Annotated in this window: 15 protein-coding genes; 13 read left to right on the forward strand and 2 right to left on the reverse strand. The window is 61.8% G+C overall.

Features of this window, described 5'->3' with window-relative positions:
• Nucleotides 1–78: 78 nt before the first annotated feature.
• The gene (locus DWU99_RS01795; protein ID WP_115476280.1) at nucleotides 79–693 is read right to left on the reverse strand and encodes a TetR/AcrR family transcriptional regulator; all 615 of its coding nucleotides are present in this window, start codon (nucleotides 691–693) and stop codon (nucleotides 79–81) included.
• Between the two features lie 228 nt (nucleotides 694–921).
• Here DWU99_RS01795 and ndk point away from each other — a divergent pair, with 228 nt between their 5' ends.
• The 12 genes from ndk to tadA all read left to right on the forward strand — a co-directional run bounded on the left by ndk (nucleotide 922) and on the right by tadA (nucleotide 13828).
• Nucleotides 922–1347 (forward strand): nucleoside-diphosphate kinase, encoded by a 426-nt coding sequence (ndk, locus tag DWU99_RS01800; RefSeq protein ID WP_115476281.1) that lies wholly within the window; start codon nucleotides 922–924, stop codon nucleotides 1345–1347.
• 14 nt (nucleotides 1348–1361) lie between these two features.
• On the forward strand, nucleotides 1362–2480 hold the full coding sequence (gene rlmN / locus DWU99_RS01805) for a dual-specificity RNA methyltransferase RlmN (protein ID WP_199535666.1): 1119 nt from the start codon (nucleotides 1362–1364) through the stop codon (nucleotides 2478–2480).
• Entirely contained in the window at nucleotides 2470–3264 is a 795-nt protein-coding gene (gene pilW, locus DWU99_RS01810; RefSeq protein ID WP_115476283.1) for a type IV pilus biogenesis/stability protein PilW, read from the forward strand. Before rlmN ends, pilW begins: the two co-directional genes overlap by 11 nt.
• A 71-nt stretch (nucleotides 3265–3335) precedes the next feature.
• On the forward strand, nucleotides 3336–4307 hold the full coding sequence (locus DWU99_RS01815; protein ID WP_233510813.1) for a helix-turn-helix domain-containing protein: 972 nt from the start codon (nucleotides 3336–3338) through the stop codon (nucleotides 4305–4307).
• Nucleotides 4308–4458: 151 nt separating this feature from the next.
• Nucleotides 4459–5109, forward strand: a complete 651-nt coding sequence (locus tag DWU99_RS01820; RefSeq protein WP_115476285.1) for a YfgM family protein — start codon at nucleotides 4459–4461, stop codon at nucleotides 5107–5109.
• A complete protein-coding gene (gene bamB / locus DWU99_RS01825) occupies nucleotides 5106–6305 on the forward strand; it encodes an outer membrane protein assembly factor BamB (RefSeq protein WP_115476286.1) in 1200 nt (399 codons plus the stop codon). Before DWU99_RS01820 ends, bamB begins: the two co-directional genes overlap by 4 nt.
• Before the next feature lie 18 nt (nucleotides 6306–6323).
• A complete protein-coding gene (gene der / locus DWU99_RS01830) occupies nucleotides 6324–7721 on the forward strand; it encodes a ribosome biogenesis GTPase Der (protein WP_115476287.1) in 1398 nt (465 codons plus the stop codon).
• Nucleotides 7722–7756: 35 nt separating this feature from the next.
• Nucleotides 7757–8926, forward strand: coding sequence for a molybdopterin-synthase adenylyltransferase MoeB (gene moeB / locus DWU99_RS01835; RefSeq protein ID WP_115476288.1), 1170 nt, complete (start codon nucleotides 7757–7759; stop codon nucleotides 8924–8926).
• Nucleotides 8927–9018: 92 nt separating this feature from the next.
• Nucleotides 9019–9870: a bifunctional methylenetetrahydrofolate dehydrogenase/methenyltetrahydrofolate cyclohydrolase FolD gene (folD, locus tag DWU99_RS01840; protein ID WP_115476289.1), complete on the forward strand. Its 852-nt coding sequence runs from the start codon at nucleotides 9019–9021 to the stop codon at nucleotides 9868–9870.
• Between the two features lie 163 nt (nucleotides 9871–10033).
• The gene (gene guaB, locus DWU99_RS01845) at nucleotides 10034–11491 is read left to right on the forward strand and encodes an IMP dehydrogenase (RefSeq protein WP_115476290.1); all 1458 of its coding nucleotides are present in this window, start codon (nucleotides 10034–10036) and stop codon (nucleotides 11489–11491) included.
• Nucleotides 11492–11674: 183 nt separating this feature from the next.
• Nucleotides 11675–13255 carry a glutamine-hydrolyzing GMP synthase gene (gene guaA, locus DWU99_RS01850; protein WP_115477139.1) on the forward strand — a complete coding sequence of 527 codons (1581 nt, stop codon included), beginning with the start codon at nucleotides 11675–11677 and terminating at the stop codon, nucleotides 13253–13255.
• Between the two features lie 78 nt (nucleotides 13256–13333).
• On the forward strand, nucleotides 13334–13828 hold the full coding sequence (gene tadA / locus DWU99_RS01855; protein WP_115476291.1) for a tRNA adenosine(34) deaminase TadA: 495 nt from the start codon (nucleotides 13334–13336) through the stop codon (nucleotides 13826–13828).
• Here the strand turns inward: tadA and DWU99_RS01860 are convergent.
• Nucleotides 13796–14653 carry an NAD-dependent protein deacetylase gene (locus DWU99_RS01860; protein WP_425476799.1) on the reverse strand — a complete coding sequence of 286 codons (858 nt, stop codon included), beginning with the start codon at nucleotides 14651–14653 and terminating at the stop codon, nucleotides 13796–13798. The genes tadA and DWU99_RS01860 overlap by 33 nt on opposite strands.
• Nucleotides 14654–14778: 125 nt before the next feature.
• Here DWU99_RS01860 and DWU99_RS01865 point away from each other — a divergent pair, with 125 nt between their 5' ends.
• Nucleotides 14779–15450 carry a Rossmann-fold NAD(P)-binding domain-containing protein gene (locus DWU99_RS01865; protein WP_115476293.1) on the forward strand — a complete coding sequence of 224 codons (672 nt, stop codon included), beginning with the start codon at nucleotides 14779–14781 and terminating at the stop codon, nucleotides 15448–15450.
• The last annotated feature ends 87 nt before the right edge of the window (nucleotides 15451–15537 follow it).

Here is a 15537-nt window from a genome sequence, read left to right on the forward strand (position 1 = left end):
CGAGGGTACGAATGCGAAACAGATTGAACGAAGCAGGTTGCAACAGGGGGACGGCCGGGGAGGGCCGCAACACGAAAATCAGGGGGCGCTCAGGCCGGCGGCTGAAAAGCGGATCAGGTGCGCGGCGGTCTGCTCGCGGTGGGTGGTTTCGCTGACATCGCTTTTGCGCTGGATGATGCCGAAGCCGGACATGGCATGCGTCAGGGCACCTGTGACGAGGTCGATGCGCCAATACAGCTCTTCCTTGCTGAGATGGGGCAGCAGCCGGGCGAATTCGGTGGTGAACTGGCGCATGACGTGGCCGTAGTTCTCCGACAGGAACTTGCGCAGGCTGTCGTCGTGCTCGGCAAAGGCCCGCGCCAGCACGCGCATGAACAACCCTCCGCCGCCATCGTGCGAGAGGTCCAGGGCAGGGCGGATAAAGGCCGCCAGAATGTCTTCCAGCGTCGTTTCAGGTTGGCCGGCCACCTGCTTCAAGGCCGCCAATCGGCGGGCGCTGAGCTGGTCCAGGCGGCGTTTGAAGACCTCTTCGACCAGCTTTTCCTTGGAGCCGAAGTGGTAATTCACCGCGGCAAGGTTGACGCCGGCGGCGGCGGTCAACTGGCGTAGCGAGGCACCCTCGAACCCACGCTGGGCAAACAGCGCTTCGGCAGAAGTGAGGATGCGTTCCTTGGTGGAGGCGGAGCTGTTCACGGTGATCGCCCATGGAAGGAAATCAAACGATCGTTTGAGCCTACACGGATGGCCCGGGAACAGTCAAACGGTCGTTTGGGAACGCCCTCGGCCGGGGTTGCTTATGGGCTAGAATCTGTCAAACTTTCGTGAGCTAAATCCGCATTTCGTGACGTATTTAGTTCTACATTCGCTGACAAGCAGTCAGACCGCCCGTCAAAAATAATCCGCATACCCGGAGCAGACCGTATGGCGCTGGAGCGCACCCTTTCCATCATCAAACCCGATGCCGTTGTCAAAAATGTGGTCGGTGAAATCTATGCACGCTTCGAGAAGGCGGGCCTGAAAGTCGTTGCAGCAAAGATGAAGCATCTTTCGCGTAAAGAGGCGGAAGGTTTCTACGCGGTGCATCGCGAGCGTCCGTTCTTCAACGCGCTGGTGGAATTCATGATCTCCGGTCCGGTCATGATCCAGGTACTGCAAGGCGACAATGCGATTCTCAAGAATCGCGAACTGATGGGCGCGACCAATCCGAAGGATGCCGCCAAGGGCACGATCCGCGCCGACTTCGCCGACTCGATCGATGCGAATGCCGTGCACGGTTCGGACGCTGCCGAAACGGCCGCGGTCGAAATCGCCTATTTCTTCGCTGCAACCGAAGTGTTTCCGCGCTGAGAGATGTGACGCCAGTGAGCCAGGTGGAAAAAGTCAATCTGCTCGACTTCGATCGCCAGGGTCTGCGCGAGTTTTTCGCGCAGCTGGGCGAGAAGCCGTATCGCGCCGAGCAGGTGATGAAGTGGATCTACCACCACCTGGAAGACAACTTCGAAAACATGACCGACGTGGGCAAGGCGCTTCGAGCAAAACTCGAGGCGTCCTGCTATATCGGCCCGCCGAAGACCATGTTCGAGAAGGGCGCTGCCGACGGCACGCACAAGTGGTTGCTCGGCATGGACGGCGGCAACGCTATTGAAGCGGTGTACATTCCCGAGCCCACCCGCGGCACCTTGTGCGTGTCCTCGCAAGTGGGCTGCGGCCTGAATTGCCAGTTCTGTTCGACGGCCACCCAAGGCTTCAACCGCAATCTGGCGACGTCGGAAATCATCGGCCAGATGTGGGTGGCCGCGAAGTATCTGGGCAACGTCACGCATCAGAATCGCCGCATCACCAACGTGGTGATGATGGGCATGGGCGAGCCGCTGCTGAATTTCGACAACGTCGTGAAGGCGATGAGCCTGATGCGCGACGATCTCGGTTTCGGCCTTGCGTCCAAGCGCGTTACGTTGTCGACGGCCGGTCTCGTACCGATGATCGACAAGTTGTCCGAAAGCATCGACGTGTCGCTTGCCGTGTCGCTGCATGCGGCCAACGATGAATTGCGCACGGAGCTGGTGCCGCTCAACAAGCGTTATCCGATCGCCGAACTGATGGACGCGTGCCAGCGCTGGATCGCGCGCAAGCCGCGTACCTCGATCACCTTCGAATACACGCTGATGAAAGGCGTGAACGATCAGCCGGAGCACGCGCGCCAGCTGATCAAGCTGATGCGCCGCCTGCCGACCTGCAAGGTCAATCTGATCCCGTTCAATCCGTTCCCCGGCACGCGCTTCGAGCGTTCCGAGCCGGACGTGATCCGCTCATTCCAGACGCAGCTGCTCAACGCAAACATCCTGACCATGCTGCGCCGCACCCGCGGCGACGATATCGATGCCGCCTGCGGCCAGCTGAAAGGGCAGGTGCTCGATCGCACGCGTCGCCAGGCCGAATTCCGCAAACGTCTGGACGAGGATGCAGCTCATGCGGCGTGATCGTATTTTGCTTGGCATCAGCATGGCCGTATTGATTGCGGGCTGCACCAAGACGGATATGGTCGTGCCGCAGGCGCCGACGCCCAAGCTTCCGGAAGAAACCCGGGCGCAAAAGGCGGAAAGCGCCGCCAAGGTGCATACCAGCCTTGCCCAACATTACGTCGAAATCGGCGATTTGAAGGGGGCGCTCGAAAAGGTCAAGCTGGCGGTGAATGACGACCCAACGTACGTGCCTGCGCAGACCGTGATGGCGTACATCTACGAGCGCATCAACGACATGCCCAATGCGGAGATCCACTATCGCAAGGCGGTCGAGCTGGCGCCAACCAAGGGCGATACCAACAACAACCTGGGCGCGTTTTTGTGCCGCGACAACAAGGTTCGGGAGTCCTTTGCGTATTTCACCAAGGCGCTCGCCGATCCTTTCTACGCGACGCCCGACGTCGCCCTGGACAACCAGGGCGTCTGCCAGCTGAAGTTGAACGATCGCGTCGGTGCCGAAGCCAGTTTCCGCAGTGCCGTCGAACGCAATCCGAACAATGCAAGCGCGTTGCTGGAACTTTCCAACGTGCTCTATCTCAAGAACGACTACTTCCACGCCAGCGCTTATTTGCAGCGCTTCGACGCGGTTGGCCAACCCAGCCCGGATTCGCTCAAGCTGGGCTATGACATCGAAACCCGCCTGGGCGACAAGGATGCCGCTCAAACTTACAGCAAACGGCTAATGGACCAGTTCCCGGATTCGGAACAGGCCCAGGCCCTCAATCAAACCGCACGCCCATGATTTCCGAGCAGTCCAATCCGGCAGGCCAGGAGGAAAAATCCTCTCATGCGTCCGCCACGACCGCAGTGAACATGGATCAGAACACTGCCGAATTCCGCTTCAACGAAGCTCCCGGCTTCGGCTCGCGCCTGCGCGCAGCCCGCGAGGCACGCGGCCTGGATGTGGAGACCTGCGGCCACGCGTTGCGCCTGCCTGTAAAGGTATTGCGCCAGCTCGAGGGCGACGAGCTCCAAAGCATCGACTACCAGGTCTATTTGAGCGGCTATATCCGCAAGTACGCGCGCTATCTCGAGATCGACGAATCGGAGATCGAAACGGCGGTCGCCCGACTGAAGCCTGCACAGCCGCCACTGGTGGCTACCGGAGGGGTTTCACACTCGCGTTATCTGCTTGATCGCTATGCCACGGCTGCCACCTATGTGGTGTTGACCCTGGTCATCGCCGTGCCCACGGTGTGGCTCGGCATGCGCGGCACCTTGACGCACGACATGAGCCATCTGGCGCCTCTCGACGCGACACCCGTCGCGCAACAGGACGCCCGGCCGCCAGCGGTTCCGGCTTCTTCGAGCAGTACGGCGAAAGCACCCGTCAACGTTGCCGAGAACGTGGCGCAGGCCGCCGCTCCAGTGCCCGCTCCGGCGTCTTCCGCACAGCGTTCCGCCGACCAGCAGCCGTTGCTTGCCTCGATGGTGCCCGTGCCCAACCTTGACGCGGATGCGAATGTTGCGCCGTCACCCGGCAACCATCCTCCGGCGGCCTCGGTTGGCGACGGCGGCCACACGCTGACGCTCGCCCTGTCCAACAGCAGTTGGGTGGAGGTCACCGGCAAGGACGGTTCACGTCTTGAATATGGCTTGCTGCCGGCAGGAACAGTCAAAACCTATCGCAGCGATCAACCGCTTGAAGTGCGCATCGGCAACGCCACCGGTGCCGAGGTCAACCTCGACGGCCAGCCGATGACGCTGGATCCGTATCGGCACTCGAACGTGGCGCATTTCCGCGTCGATATCCAGGATGGCAAGGCAGCTCCGGCCGGCGCCTGACCGCAGGTTCGGCGTTCCTCGATCATCCTGATCGGTTATGCTTGCGCATTGTCCGCCCGCAAGGCGGGCGATGCCGGCTGCCGCCGGATAGCGGTGGCTCTCGAACACCCCCTCTGGCGCCCGCGGCGTCATTTCGCGACACGGTGATTGCATGGCATTTGATGCTTACGACGACTACGAACAAAGCGAACGCGTACAAAAATGGCTCAAGCAGAACGGCCTGTCGATCGTCGTGGGCGTCGTCATCGGATTGATCGGTATTTTCGGTGTTCAACAGTGGCGCAACCATAAGGCCGCGCACCAGGCTGCCGCCTCGGAGCTCTATCAGGAACTGCAGCCGCTCCTGGACACCGGCAACACCAACGGGGTCGACGTCATCATGCAGCATTTGATGAGCGACTACGCCGATACGCCTTACGCGATGTTCGCCGTGAGCGACCGTGCTCGCCGGCAAGTGGAAGCCAAGCAATTCGACAAGGCGGTGGAATCCCTCGACTGGGCCGAGCAGCACGCGTCGAGTCCGGCATTGAAGGCGCTGGTGGATCTGCGAATTGCCCGCATACAGCTCGCCCAGGGGCACGCGCAGGACGCCTTGAGCGTGCTCGATCGCATCCCGGCCGGCAGCTATGCCGTCGTCGGCCAGGAACTACGCGGCGATGCGCTGGTCAAGCTTGGACGGCGCGATGAAGCCTTGAAGGCCTATCAGGCGGCCGTGAAGGCGATGGGCCCGCAGGCCTCAGCGAGCAATGAAGTGCAAATGAAAATCGACGATCTGGCCACGGCCGGGAAGCAGGGTGCATGAAACGTTTTTGGCTGATCGTATTGACTGGTTCGCTGGTGGCTCTCGCAGGCTGCCACTCTTTCAAGAAAGAAAACATCCAGCCGCCGACCCCGCTGGCGAAGGATTTCAAGCCCACCGTCCAGGTGACCAGGGTGTGGAAGACGCGTGTCGGCCATGGCGCTGGCATGAGCGGCGTCCGCATGCAGCCGACGATCGTCGACGGCGTTTTGTATATCGCCAGCACCGATGGTGCCATCGAAGCGTTCGATGCGGCCAGCGGCAAGCAGCTGTGGGAAAAGAAGACACGCACGCACGGCTGGTTTGGCTGGGGCGATAGCAAGCGTCCCGATGCGTTCTATTCGGGCGGTCCGGCCGTGGCGGGCGATCTGCTTGCCATCGGTACGCTGGACGGTCATGTGTACGGCCTCAACGCCAAAGATGGCAGCCAGCGCTGGATGATCGCGCTGCCGTCGGAAGTCATCGACTCACCGACGATTTCCGGGCAGCTCACCATCGTGCGCACGCAGGATGGTCGTGTCTACGGTCTGGACAGCAATACCGGCGACCGTCGCTGGGTGAACGATCAAGGCAACGTGCCGCTGCTCAGCCTTCGCGGCAACGGGCCGCTGCTGGTGGCCAACGGCGTGGTGTTCTTCGGCAGCGACGACGGCAAGTTGATGGCGCTGCGCCTCGATAGCGGCGACAAGCTTTGGGAACAGAAGCTTTCCACCGGCGAAGGCCGCACCGATATCGAACGCATGAACGATGCCGACGGCAGCGTTCTGCTTGATGGCACCAACCTGTACGCAGCGGCCTATCACGGCAACCTGACGGCGTTGGATGGTCCCAGCGGTCATCCGATGTGGGCTCGTCCGTTCTCCACCTATACCTCGCTGGCGGCTAATGGCAACAGCCTCTTGGCGGTCAACGACGACTCCCAGGTGTGGGCGTTCGACAAGAGCAGCGGTGCCGACATGTGGAAGCAGGACGGCCTGAAATACCGTTGGCTGACGGGACCGGCCGTGCAGGGCGACTACGTGGTGGTCGGCGATATCGAGGGCTATGTGCACTGGCTTCAGATCGGCGATGGTGCGTTGGCCGCGCGTGAGCGCATTTCCAAGAAAGCCATCCGCGGACAGCCCGTGGTCGCCGGTGACCTGGTGTACGTCGTCGACGTAGAGGGCCATTTGGCCGCCTATCGCCTCGGCGCGAAATAATTTCTGGAACCATGATTCGTGCTGCCCGTCATCGCCCTGGTCGGTCGTCCCAACGTCGGTAAATCGACCCTTTTCAATGCGCTGACGCGTAGCCGCGACGCCCTGGTAGCCGACATGCCGGGCGTCACCCGTGATCGTCATTACGGCGTGTGCCGCATCGGCTCACGTCCGTTCGTGGTGGTCGACACCGGCGGCCTATCCGGTGTCGACGAAGGCATCGATGCACTCACTGCGCAACAGGTGCGTCTCGCCATCGACGAGGCGCAAGTGTTGGTGTTCGTCGTGGATGCGCGCGATGGTCTGCTGCCACAGGATCGCAGCATCCTCGACGAGCTTCGCCGCAGCGGCAAGCCGATCATCGCAGCCGTCAACAAGACCGATGGTCTGGACGAACAGAACGCGATGGCGGAATTCGCCGTGTTCGGTATTGCCCAGACCTTGCCGCTCGCCGCTGCACACAACCGCGGCACCGAGGATCTGATTGCCTGCGCATTGCCGCTGTTGCCGGAAGACACTCACGAAGAGTTGTCGCCGGAAGAAGCAGACAGCATTCGCGTCGCCATCGTCGGCCGCCCCAATGCAGGCAAATCGACGCTGATCAATCGCCTGCTCGGCGAGGATCGCCTGATCGTTTCCGACGTCGCCGGCACCACGCGCGACCCGATTCGCGTACCGCTGGAACGCGATGGCAAACGCTACACGCTGATCGACACCGCGGGCGTACGACGCAGGGCGCGCGTCGAAGAAGTCGTCGAGAAGTTCAGCGTCATCAAGACGCTGCAATCCATGGCGGCGGCGCAGGTCGTCGTGGTGATGATCGACGCTCGCGAGAATCTCGCCGATCAGGACCTTACGCTGATCGGTCACGCGCTCGACGAGGGCAGGGCGCTGGTCATTGCCGTCAACAAGTGGGACGGCATGGATACCTACCAGCGCGAACAATGCCAGCGCGCGCTCGAACGCCGGCTTGTCTTCGTCGACTGGGCCAAGCAAGTATTCATTTCTGCGCTGCACGGCTCTGGTTTGCGCGAACTGATGCGCGCCATCGTGCGCGCACATGCTGCTGCCACACGCGAGCTCGGTTCGTCGGATCTCACCAAGACGCTCGAACGTGCTTACGAAAGTTATCAGCCGCCGCTGGTACGCGGGCACGCGCCGAAACTGCGCTTCGCTCATCCGGGCGGTAGCAATCCGCCGACCATCGTCATTCACGGCAGCCGCACCAAGCACATCGCGCCAGCCTATCAGCGCTATTTGGAAAACTTCTTCCGCAAGCGCTATAAGCTGGAGGGAACGCCGGTCCGTATTGTGTTCCGCGACGGCGACAACCCTTTTGCGGGCAAAAGGAATGTGCTTACCGAGGGGCAGCAGCGCAAGCGCCAGCGCATGATCCGTGAAATGAAACGGCGCAAATAACGGGCATTGGACCTGCTTCGTCCTACACTGTGCACATGAGCGAATCCCTCGACCGCGAATCCTGGTTGGCCGCGTTGCGTCAGCGTGTGCCGGAGATTTCACCCACCGAGGCTTTCAATCGGCAGGCGCAAGGCGCGCTGCTGATCGACGTACGAGAAGACAACGAACGCGCTGCCGGCATACCTGCAAGTGCATTAGCGATATCGCGCGGCTTCCTCGAACTGCGCATCGAAGACCATGAACCCGATCGTGATCGCGCGATTCTCACATTGTGCGGCAGTGGTCGACGTTCTTTGCTAGCTGGCGAAGCGTTGCAGCGAATGGGCTATCGCAACGTTTCATCGGTGGCTGGCGGCTTCGAGCGATGGAAGAACGAAGGCCTGCCGATACATACCGGTAATCTCGACGCCGATTCGGCAGAACGATACGCAAGACAGTTGCGCTTGCCGCAGGTCGGCGAGGCCGGACAGCTCAAGCTGGGGCAGGCGAGTGTCGCGCTGCTTGGCGCCGGAGGATTGGGGGCGCCCGCCGCGTTGTATCTGGCCGCAGCAGGCGTGGGGCGGATGACGCTTATCGACGACGACCGCGTCGAGCGTTCGAACCTGCATCGGCAGGTGATCCACGCCGATGCGCGCGTCGGCATGGCCAAGACCGAATCGGCACGGATGACGCTGGCTGCGCTCAATCCACGCGTCGAGGTGAATGTGCGGAATGAGCGCCTGCGCGCCGACAACGTCGAGCGCCTGCTTGCAGGGCACGACCTTGTGATCGACGGCGCGGACAACTTCCCCGCGCGCTACCTGCTCGCCGCGGCGACGCGACGACTGAATATGCCCATGGTTTACGGTGCGGTGGAACGCTTCACCGGGCAGGTGAGTGTCTTCGATCCACGCCGGGACGATTCGCCGTGCTATCGCTGTCTGTTTCCGGAACCTCCCGCGGCCGCGGATGCGCCCAACTGCAGCGAAGCGGGTGTGCTTGGTGTCCTGCCCGGCATCGTCGGCCTGCTGCAGGCCACCGAGGCGCTGAAGTTGATGCTCGGACTTGGCGAACCGCTGGTTGGACGGCTGCTGTCGTTCGACGCGCTGAGCATGCGTTTTCGCGAAACGCGACTGCCGCGCGATCCGGCGTGTCCGGGGTGTGGTTCGGCGGCAGTGTTCCAGGGGTATGAGGACGTCGAGCGTTTCTGCGCCGCGCATAGCTGACTTGGACGGTATCTCGACGGCGATGCACGCCAATCGTGGCGAGTTTGCGGCCAAGCCACGATAATGGCCACCCAGGAAGGCCAGGACACTCTATGAACGCACGCATCCTCGACGGCAAGCGCATCGCCCAGGAACTGCTGGATCGCATCGGCAAACGCGTAAGCGAACGCAAGGCTCAGGGATGGATCGAGCCTGGCCTGGCCGTCGTACTGGTCGGCGATGACGCGGCGTCTTCCGTCTACGTGCGCAACAAGCGCAAGGCCTGCCACCAGGTCGGTTTTCGTTCTTTCGACTACGACCTCCCGTCCACGACGACGCAAGCCGAATTGTTCGCGTTGATCGATCGCCTCAATGCCGACACGGCCGTGCACGGCATCCTGGTGCAATCGCCGCTGCCGGATCACATCGACGAAGATGCCCTGGTCGATCGCATCGATCCCAACAAGGACGTGGATGGCTTCCAGGCGGTCAACGTCGGTCGTCTTGCCCTGCGCCGCTTTGGCTTGCGGCCTTGCACGCCCAAGGGCGTGATGACACTCCTGGGGCATACCGATCGTCCCGTGCGCGGGCAGCACGCCGTTGTAGTGGGCGTATCCAACCACGTTGGCCGTCCGCTCGTGCTGGAATTGCTGATCGCCGGTTGCACTACCACTTGCTGCCATCGTTTCACGCGCGACCTGGAATCCTATGTTCGCCAGGCCGACATCCTCGTCGTGGCCGTCGGCAAGCCGGGGCTGGTCAAGGGCGATTGGATCAAGCCGGGTGCCGTGGTGGTCGATGTGGGCATCAACCGTCTGGACGATGGACGGCTGGTCGGCGACGTGGACTTCAACGTGGCATCGCAACGGGCAAGCTGGATCACTCCCGTTCCAGGTGGCGTGGGCCCGATGACGGTGGCGACCTTGATGGAAAACACCCTGGAAGCCGCCGAAGCGAGCGGTTAGTGTCATTCGACGACAGGTCCAGCGCCATGCCTCGTTAATGTTGATTAAACGAGCGGGTTCGCCAGCGCATTTTTGAGCGCCAACTGGCACCATTCTTGTCGGCGATAGTCGCGTTGAGACTCGCTCCCGCGTATAATCCTCTCTTTGCAGCGGGACTTATCGCATGCGCATCCTCGCCGAGGCCCTTACTTACGACGACGTCTACCTCGTCCCGGCCCACTCCCAGGTTCTGCCGCGCGACGTGGATACCTCCACGCGCCTCACGCGGAACCTTCGACTGAACATTCCCATCGTGTCCGCCGCGATGGACACCGTGACCGAAGCCCGGCTCGCCATCACCATGGCGCAGAACGGCGGCATGGGCATCATCCACAAGAACATGACCGCCGAGCAGCAGGCCGCCGAAGTCCGCCTGGTGAAGAAGTTCGAAGCGGGCGTCATTCGCAGCCCGATCACTGTCGGGCCGCATACGTCGATCCGCGATGTGCTCAAGCTCACCCGCGCGCACAACATTTCCGGCGTGCCGGTGGTCGAAGGCGAACAACTCGTCGGCATCGTCACCAGCCGCGACCTGCGTTTCGAGCGCAAGCACGACGATCCGGTGCGCAACATCATGACGCGTCAGGACAAGCTGGTTACCGTGCGCGAAGGCGCCAGCCAGGACGAAGTGCTGCTGCTGCTGCATAAAAACCGCATCGAAAAAGTGCTGGTCGTGAACGACGCCTTCCAGTTGCGCGGCCTCATCACCGTCAAGGACATCCAGAAGGCCCGCGACAACCCCAATGCCGCCAAGGATGCGCACGAGCGCCTCGTGGTCGGCGCAGCGGTTGGTGTGGGCGGCGATACCGAACAACGCGTCGAGGCACTGGTCGACGCCGGCGTGGACGTCATCGTGGTCGACACGGCCCACGGTCATTCCCAGGGTGTGATCGAACGCGCTGCCTGGGTGAAGAAGCATTACCCGCAAGTGCAAGTGATCGCCGGCAACATCGTGACCGGCGAAGCTGCGCGCGCTTTGCTCGATGCGGGCGTCGATGCCGTCAAGGTAGGCGTCGGTCCCGGTTCGATCTGCACCACGCGTGTCGTTGCAGGCGTGGGCGTACCGCAGATCACCGCCATCGACATGGTGGCCACTGCGCTGAAGGACGAAATTCCGTTGATCGCCGACGGTGGCATCCGCTATTCGGGCGATATTCCAAAAGCACTGGCCGCAGGCGCGTCCACGGTGATGCTGGGTTCGATGTTCGCCGGTACGGAAGAATCTCCGGGCGAAGTCGAGCTGTTCCAGGGGCGCTCCTACAAGAGCTATCGCGGCATGGGTTCGCTCGGTGCGATGGCCTTGGGTTCCAAGGACCGCTACTTCCAGGACGAAGCCGATGCCGACAAGCTGGTGCCGGAAGGCATCGAAGGTCGCGTGCCGTATCGTGGTCCGCTGCGCAACATCATCCATCAGCTGATCGGCGGTCTGCGCGCCTCCATGGGTTACCTCGGCGCGGCGACCATCGACGACGTGCGCAACAAGGCGCAGTTCGTCAAAGTGACCTCGGCCGGTGTCACCGAAGCGCATCCGCACGATATCCAGATCACCAAGGAAGCGCCGAATTACCGGCTGAATTCGTGATCGCCACGAGCGTTTATTTGCGCGTCTTTCCAGCGCAGGCTGGAATCCAGCCTGGTACGCGTGCGAAGCACAAGGCATCGGTTTTGAGTGCTTCGCAAAACGTATTTCAACTGGATCCCGGCGTTCGCCAGGATGACTGCCAAGTACGCGCCATCCACTCATCACATTCTTGACCTCGCCGCCATGACCAACATCCATAGCGACAAGATCCTTATCCTCGATTTCGGCGCGCAGTACACGCAGCTGATCGCGCGGCGCATTCGCGAGATCGGCGTCTACTGCGAAATCTGGGCCTGGGACCACAACCCGGCCGAGATCGCCGCATTCGGCGCCAAGGGCATCATTCTTTCCGGCGGTCCGGAATCGACGACGCTGCACGGCGCGCCGGCGGCACCGCAGGAAGTCTTCGATTCGGGCCTGCCGATCCTCGGTATCTGCTACGGCATGCAGACGCTCGCAGCGCAGCTCGGTGGTGCAACGGAAGCCGCGGATGCACGCGAATTCGGCCATGCGCGCGTCGACGTGGTGGTCGCGGACAAGCTCTTCGCCGGGCTCAGCGACCACGATTCCCCGCAGGCATTGGATGTATGGATGAGCCATGGCGATCACGTCGCGAAGGCGCCGCCGGGTTTCACCATCACGGCTACCACCGACCGCATTCCGGTGGCTGCCATGTCGAACGAAGCCAAACGCTGGTATGGCGTGCAGTTCCATCCGGAAGTGACGCACACCAAGCAGGGCAACGCCTTGCTCAAGCGCTTCGTCACCGAGATCTGCGGTTGCCAGACGCTGTGGACGGCTGCACACATCATCGACGATCAGATCGCGCGCGTGCGCGAACAGGTCGGCAAGGATCACGTGCTGCTCGGTCTTTCCGGCGGCGTCGATTCGTCCGTCGTCGCCGCGCTGCTGCATCGCGCGATCGGCGACCAGCTGACCTGCGTGTTCGTCGACACCGGCCTGCTGCGCTGGCAGGAAGGCGACCAGGTGATGGCCACCATGGCCGAGCACATGGGCGTGAAGGTCATCCGCGTGAATGCCGCCGAGCGTTATTTCAAGGCGCTGGAAGGCGTTGCCGATCCGGAGGCCAAGCGCAAAATCATCGGCCGGCTTTTCGTCGAGATCTTCGACGAGGAGTCCGCCAAGGTCACGGCGGCCGGCAACGGTCATGTGAAGTGGCTGGCGCAGGGCACCATCTATCCGGACGTGATCGAGTCGGCCGGCAGCAAGACCGGCAAGGCGCATGTCATCAAGAGCCACCACAACGTGGGCGGCCTGCCGGAGCACATGAAGCTCAAGCTGGTCGAACCGCTGCGCGAGTTGTTCAAGGACGAAGTGCGTCGCATCGGCGTCGAACTCGGCCTGCCGCGCGAAATGGTCTACCGCCATCCGTTCCCGGGACCGGGCTTGGGCGTGCGCATCCTGGGCGAGGTGAAACCCGAGTACGCCGAACTGCTGGCGCGTGCCGACGCGATCTTCATCGAGGAACTGCGCCGGGACGATCTCTACGACCAAGTCAGCCAGGCGTTTGCGGTGTTCCTGCCGGTGAAGTCGGTGGGCGTCGTGGGCGATGCCCGTGCCTACGAGTGGGTGGTGGCCTTGCGTGCTGTGGAAACCATCGATTTCATGACGGCCCATTGGGCGCACTTGCCATACGAATTTCTCGGCAAGGTTTCAAATAGAATTATCAATGAGTTGCGCGGTGTTTCTCGAGTCGTTTATGACATCAGCGGCAAGCCACCGGCCACCATTGAGTGGGAATAATAAGATCAATCACTTAGCGCGCCATCGGCACTGACCTGTCATATTGCCTACTGTAAGAAAAGCCTCCAAGGCCTTGAAATGGCTGACGAACTGATCAGCAACCCCGCCGCATACGCTTTCAGTGCCGACGACGAGGCCTACATGCGGCGCGCGTTGCAGCTCGCCGAACATGCCCGCGACGCCGAAAACGAAGTGCCGGTCGGCGCCGTGCTGGTGCAGGAAGGCCAGATCGTCGGCCTGGGTTGGAATCGCAACATCACGCTGCACGATCCCACCGCGCACGCCGAGATCATGGCCTTGCGCGCCGCGGGCGAGAAACTTGCGAACTACCGCATCGTCGGCGCCACCCTGTATGTCACGCTGGAGCCATGCGCCATGTGTGCCATGGCGCTGGTCCATGCGCGCATCGGCCGCGTCGTCTATGGCGCGACCGATCCCAAGACCGGCGCTGCCGGCAGCGTGTTCGACACCCTGGTGTCCGACCGGCACAACCATCGCATCGATGTGCAAGGCGGATTGCTGGCCGACGAGTCGTCGGTGCTATTGCGCGACTTCTTCCGCGCGCGACGCTGATTCGTCGTCGAACAGGAAAGCCAGCGCTTCGGCGCACGGTTGCTGGATCTTCATCTGAAGCAGCGGGTCGGCGCGGGTGCGCCCCAGGTTGACCGCTACGATCGGCTTGCCAGCTTTCGCGGCCGCATGTGCGAATCGAAAGCCCGAGAAAACCATCAGCGATGATCCGACGACCAGCATGGCATCGGCTTCGTCCAGCGCCCGCATTGCGGTCGCAACCCGATCGCGCGGCACGTTCTCGCCGAAGAACACTACGTCCGGCTTCAAGATACCGCCGCAATGCGGGCAGGGCGGTACGACAAACGTACTGAAGTCGTGACCATCCAGGTCCGCGTCGCCATCGGGCGCATCGGCAGCATCCAGCTGCGCCCACGCAGGGTTGAAGGCCAGCAACAATTGCTGGAATGCCTGCCTCGGAGAGCGATGCTCGCAGCCCATGCATCGCACCGTATCGAGCCGGCCGTGCATATCCACCACGTCACGGCTGCCTGCACGCTGATGCAATCCGTCCACGTTCTGTGTCATCAGCAATTGCAACTTGCCCTGTTGCTCGAGCCGGAACAAGGCATGGTGAGTGCCGTTCGGCTGGGCGTGCCCGAATCGACGCCAGCCCACCAGGCTGCGTGCCCAATAGCGTTTGCGCGTAAGCTCCTCACCCATGAATGCCTGATACGTCACCGGCTGCGAGCGCTTCCAGCTGCCATCGGCATCCCGGTAATCGGGAATACCCGAATCGGTACTGCAACCCGCACCCGTCAATACAAACAGGCGGCGGTGTTCTGCGATGAAATGCTTGAGGGCGTGGCTATCGGTTTCCGTGCGCATCGGATTCACAAACACACATGTCATGTGTGGTCGATTATGGCGTGACTGTATTGACGGCGTTGAAATGCACTCCTTCAAGCACTACAACGCGGCATTAACATCATGGCTTCCTGAGGGGAAACCCAATGAATGTGCTTCTATATGGCGCCACCGGCATGGTTGGACAAGGCGTATTGCGGGAATGCCTGCTTGCGCCGGACGTGGCGCTGGTGCAAACCGTGGGAAGGGCGCCAACGGGGCAACAGCATCCCAAGCTGAATGAAGTCGTGCAGCGCGATCTGTTCGACTCGCTTCCTGTCGCCGGGGAACTCAAAGGTTTCGATGCCTGCTTCTTTTGCCTCGGCGTTTCATCCGCCGGCATGACGGAAGCGGACTATGTGCATCTGACCTACGATCTCACACTTGCCGTGGCGCAAACGTTGGTCGACCTCAATCCCGGGATGACTTTCGTCTACGTATCCGGTGCCGGCACCGACAGCAGCGAGCACAAGGGCAGCATGTGGGCGCGGGTGAAGGGGCGCACCGAAAATGCCTTGCGGCGATTGCCGTTCAAGGGGGTCTATCTGTTTCGGCCGGGCGTGATACAGCCTTTGCACGGTATCCGCTCCAAAACAGCTTCCTACCAGACGTTTTACAGCTTGAGCAAACCGTTCTTGAAGCCTTTGCGCGCGCTTTTTCCCAACACGATTCTTTCCACGGAAATCATGGGGCGAGCCATGCTGGCTGTCGCACGGCGCGGTGCGGACAAGCCTGTGCTGGAAGCGTCGGATATACGCGCCTTGGCCACGACGATTTAATCGCTGTCCAGAGTGCGCTTCCGGGTAGGTGTAAAATTGCCTGCAAGTTCCAAGGCGCAGGACGGTCGGTAGCCGTCACTGCATTGT

The organism is Dyella psychrodurans (assembly GCF_003363265.1).
GTDB classification, from domain to species: domain Bacteria; phylum Pseudomonadota; class Gammaproteobacteria; order Xanthomonadales; family Rhodanobacteraceae; genus Dyella_B; species Dyella_B psychrodurans.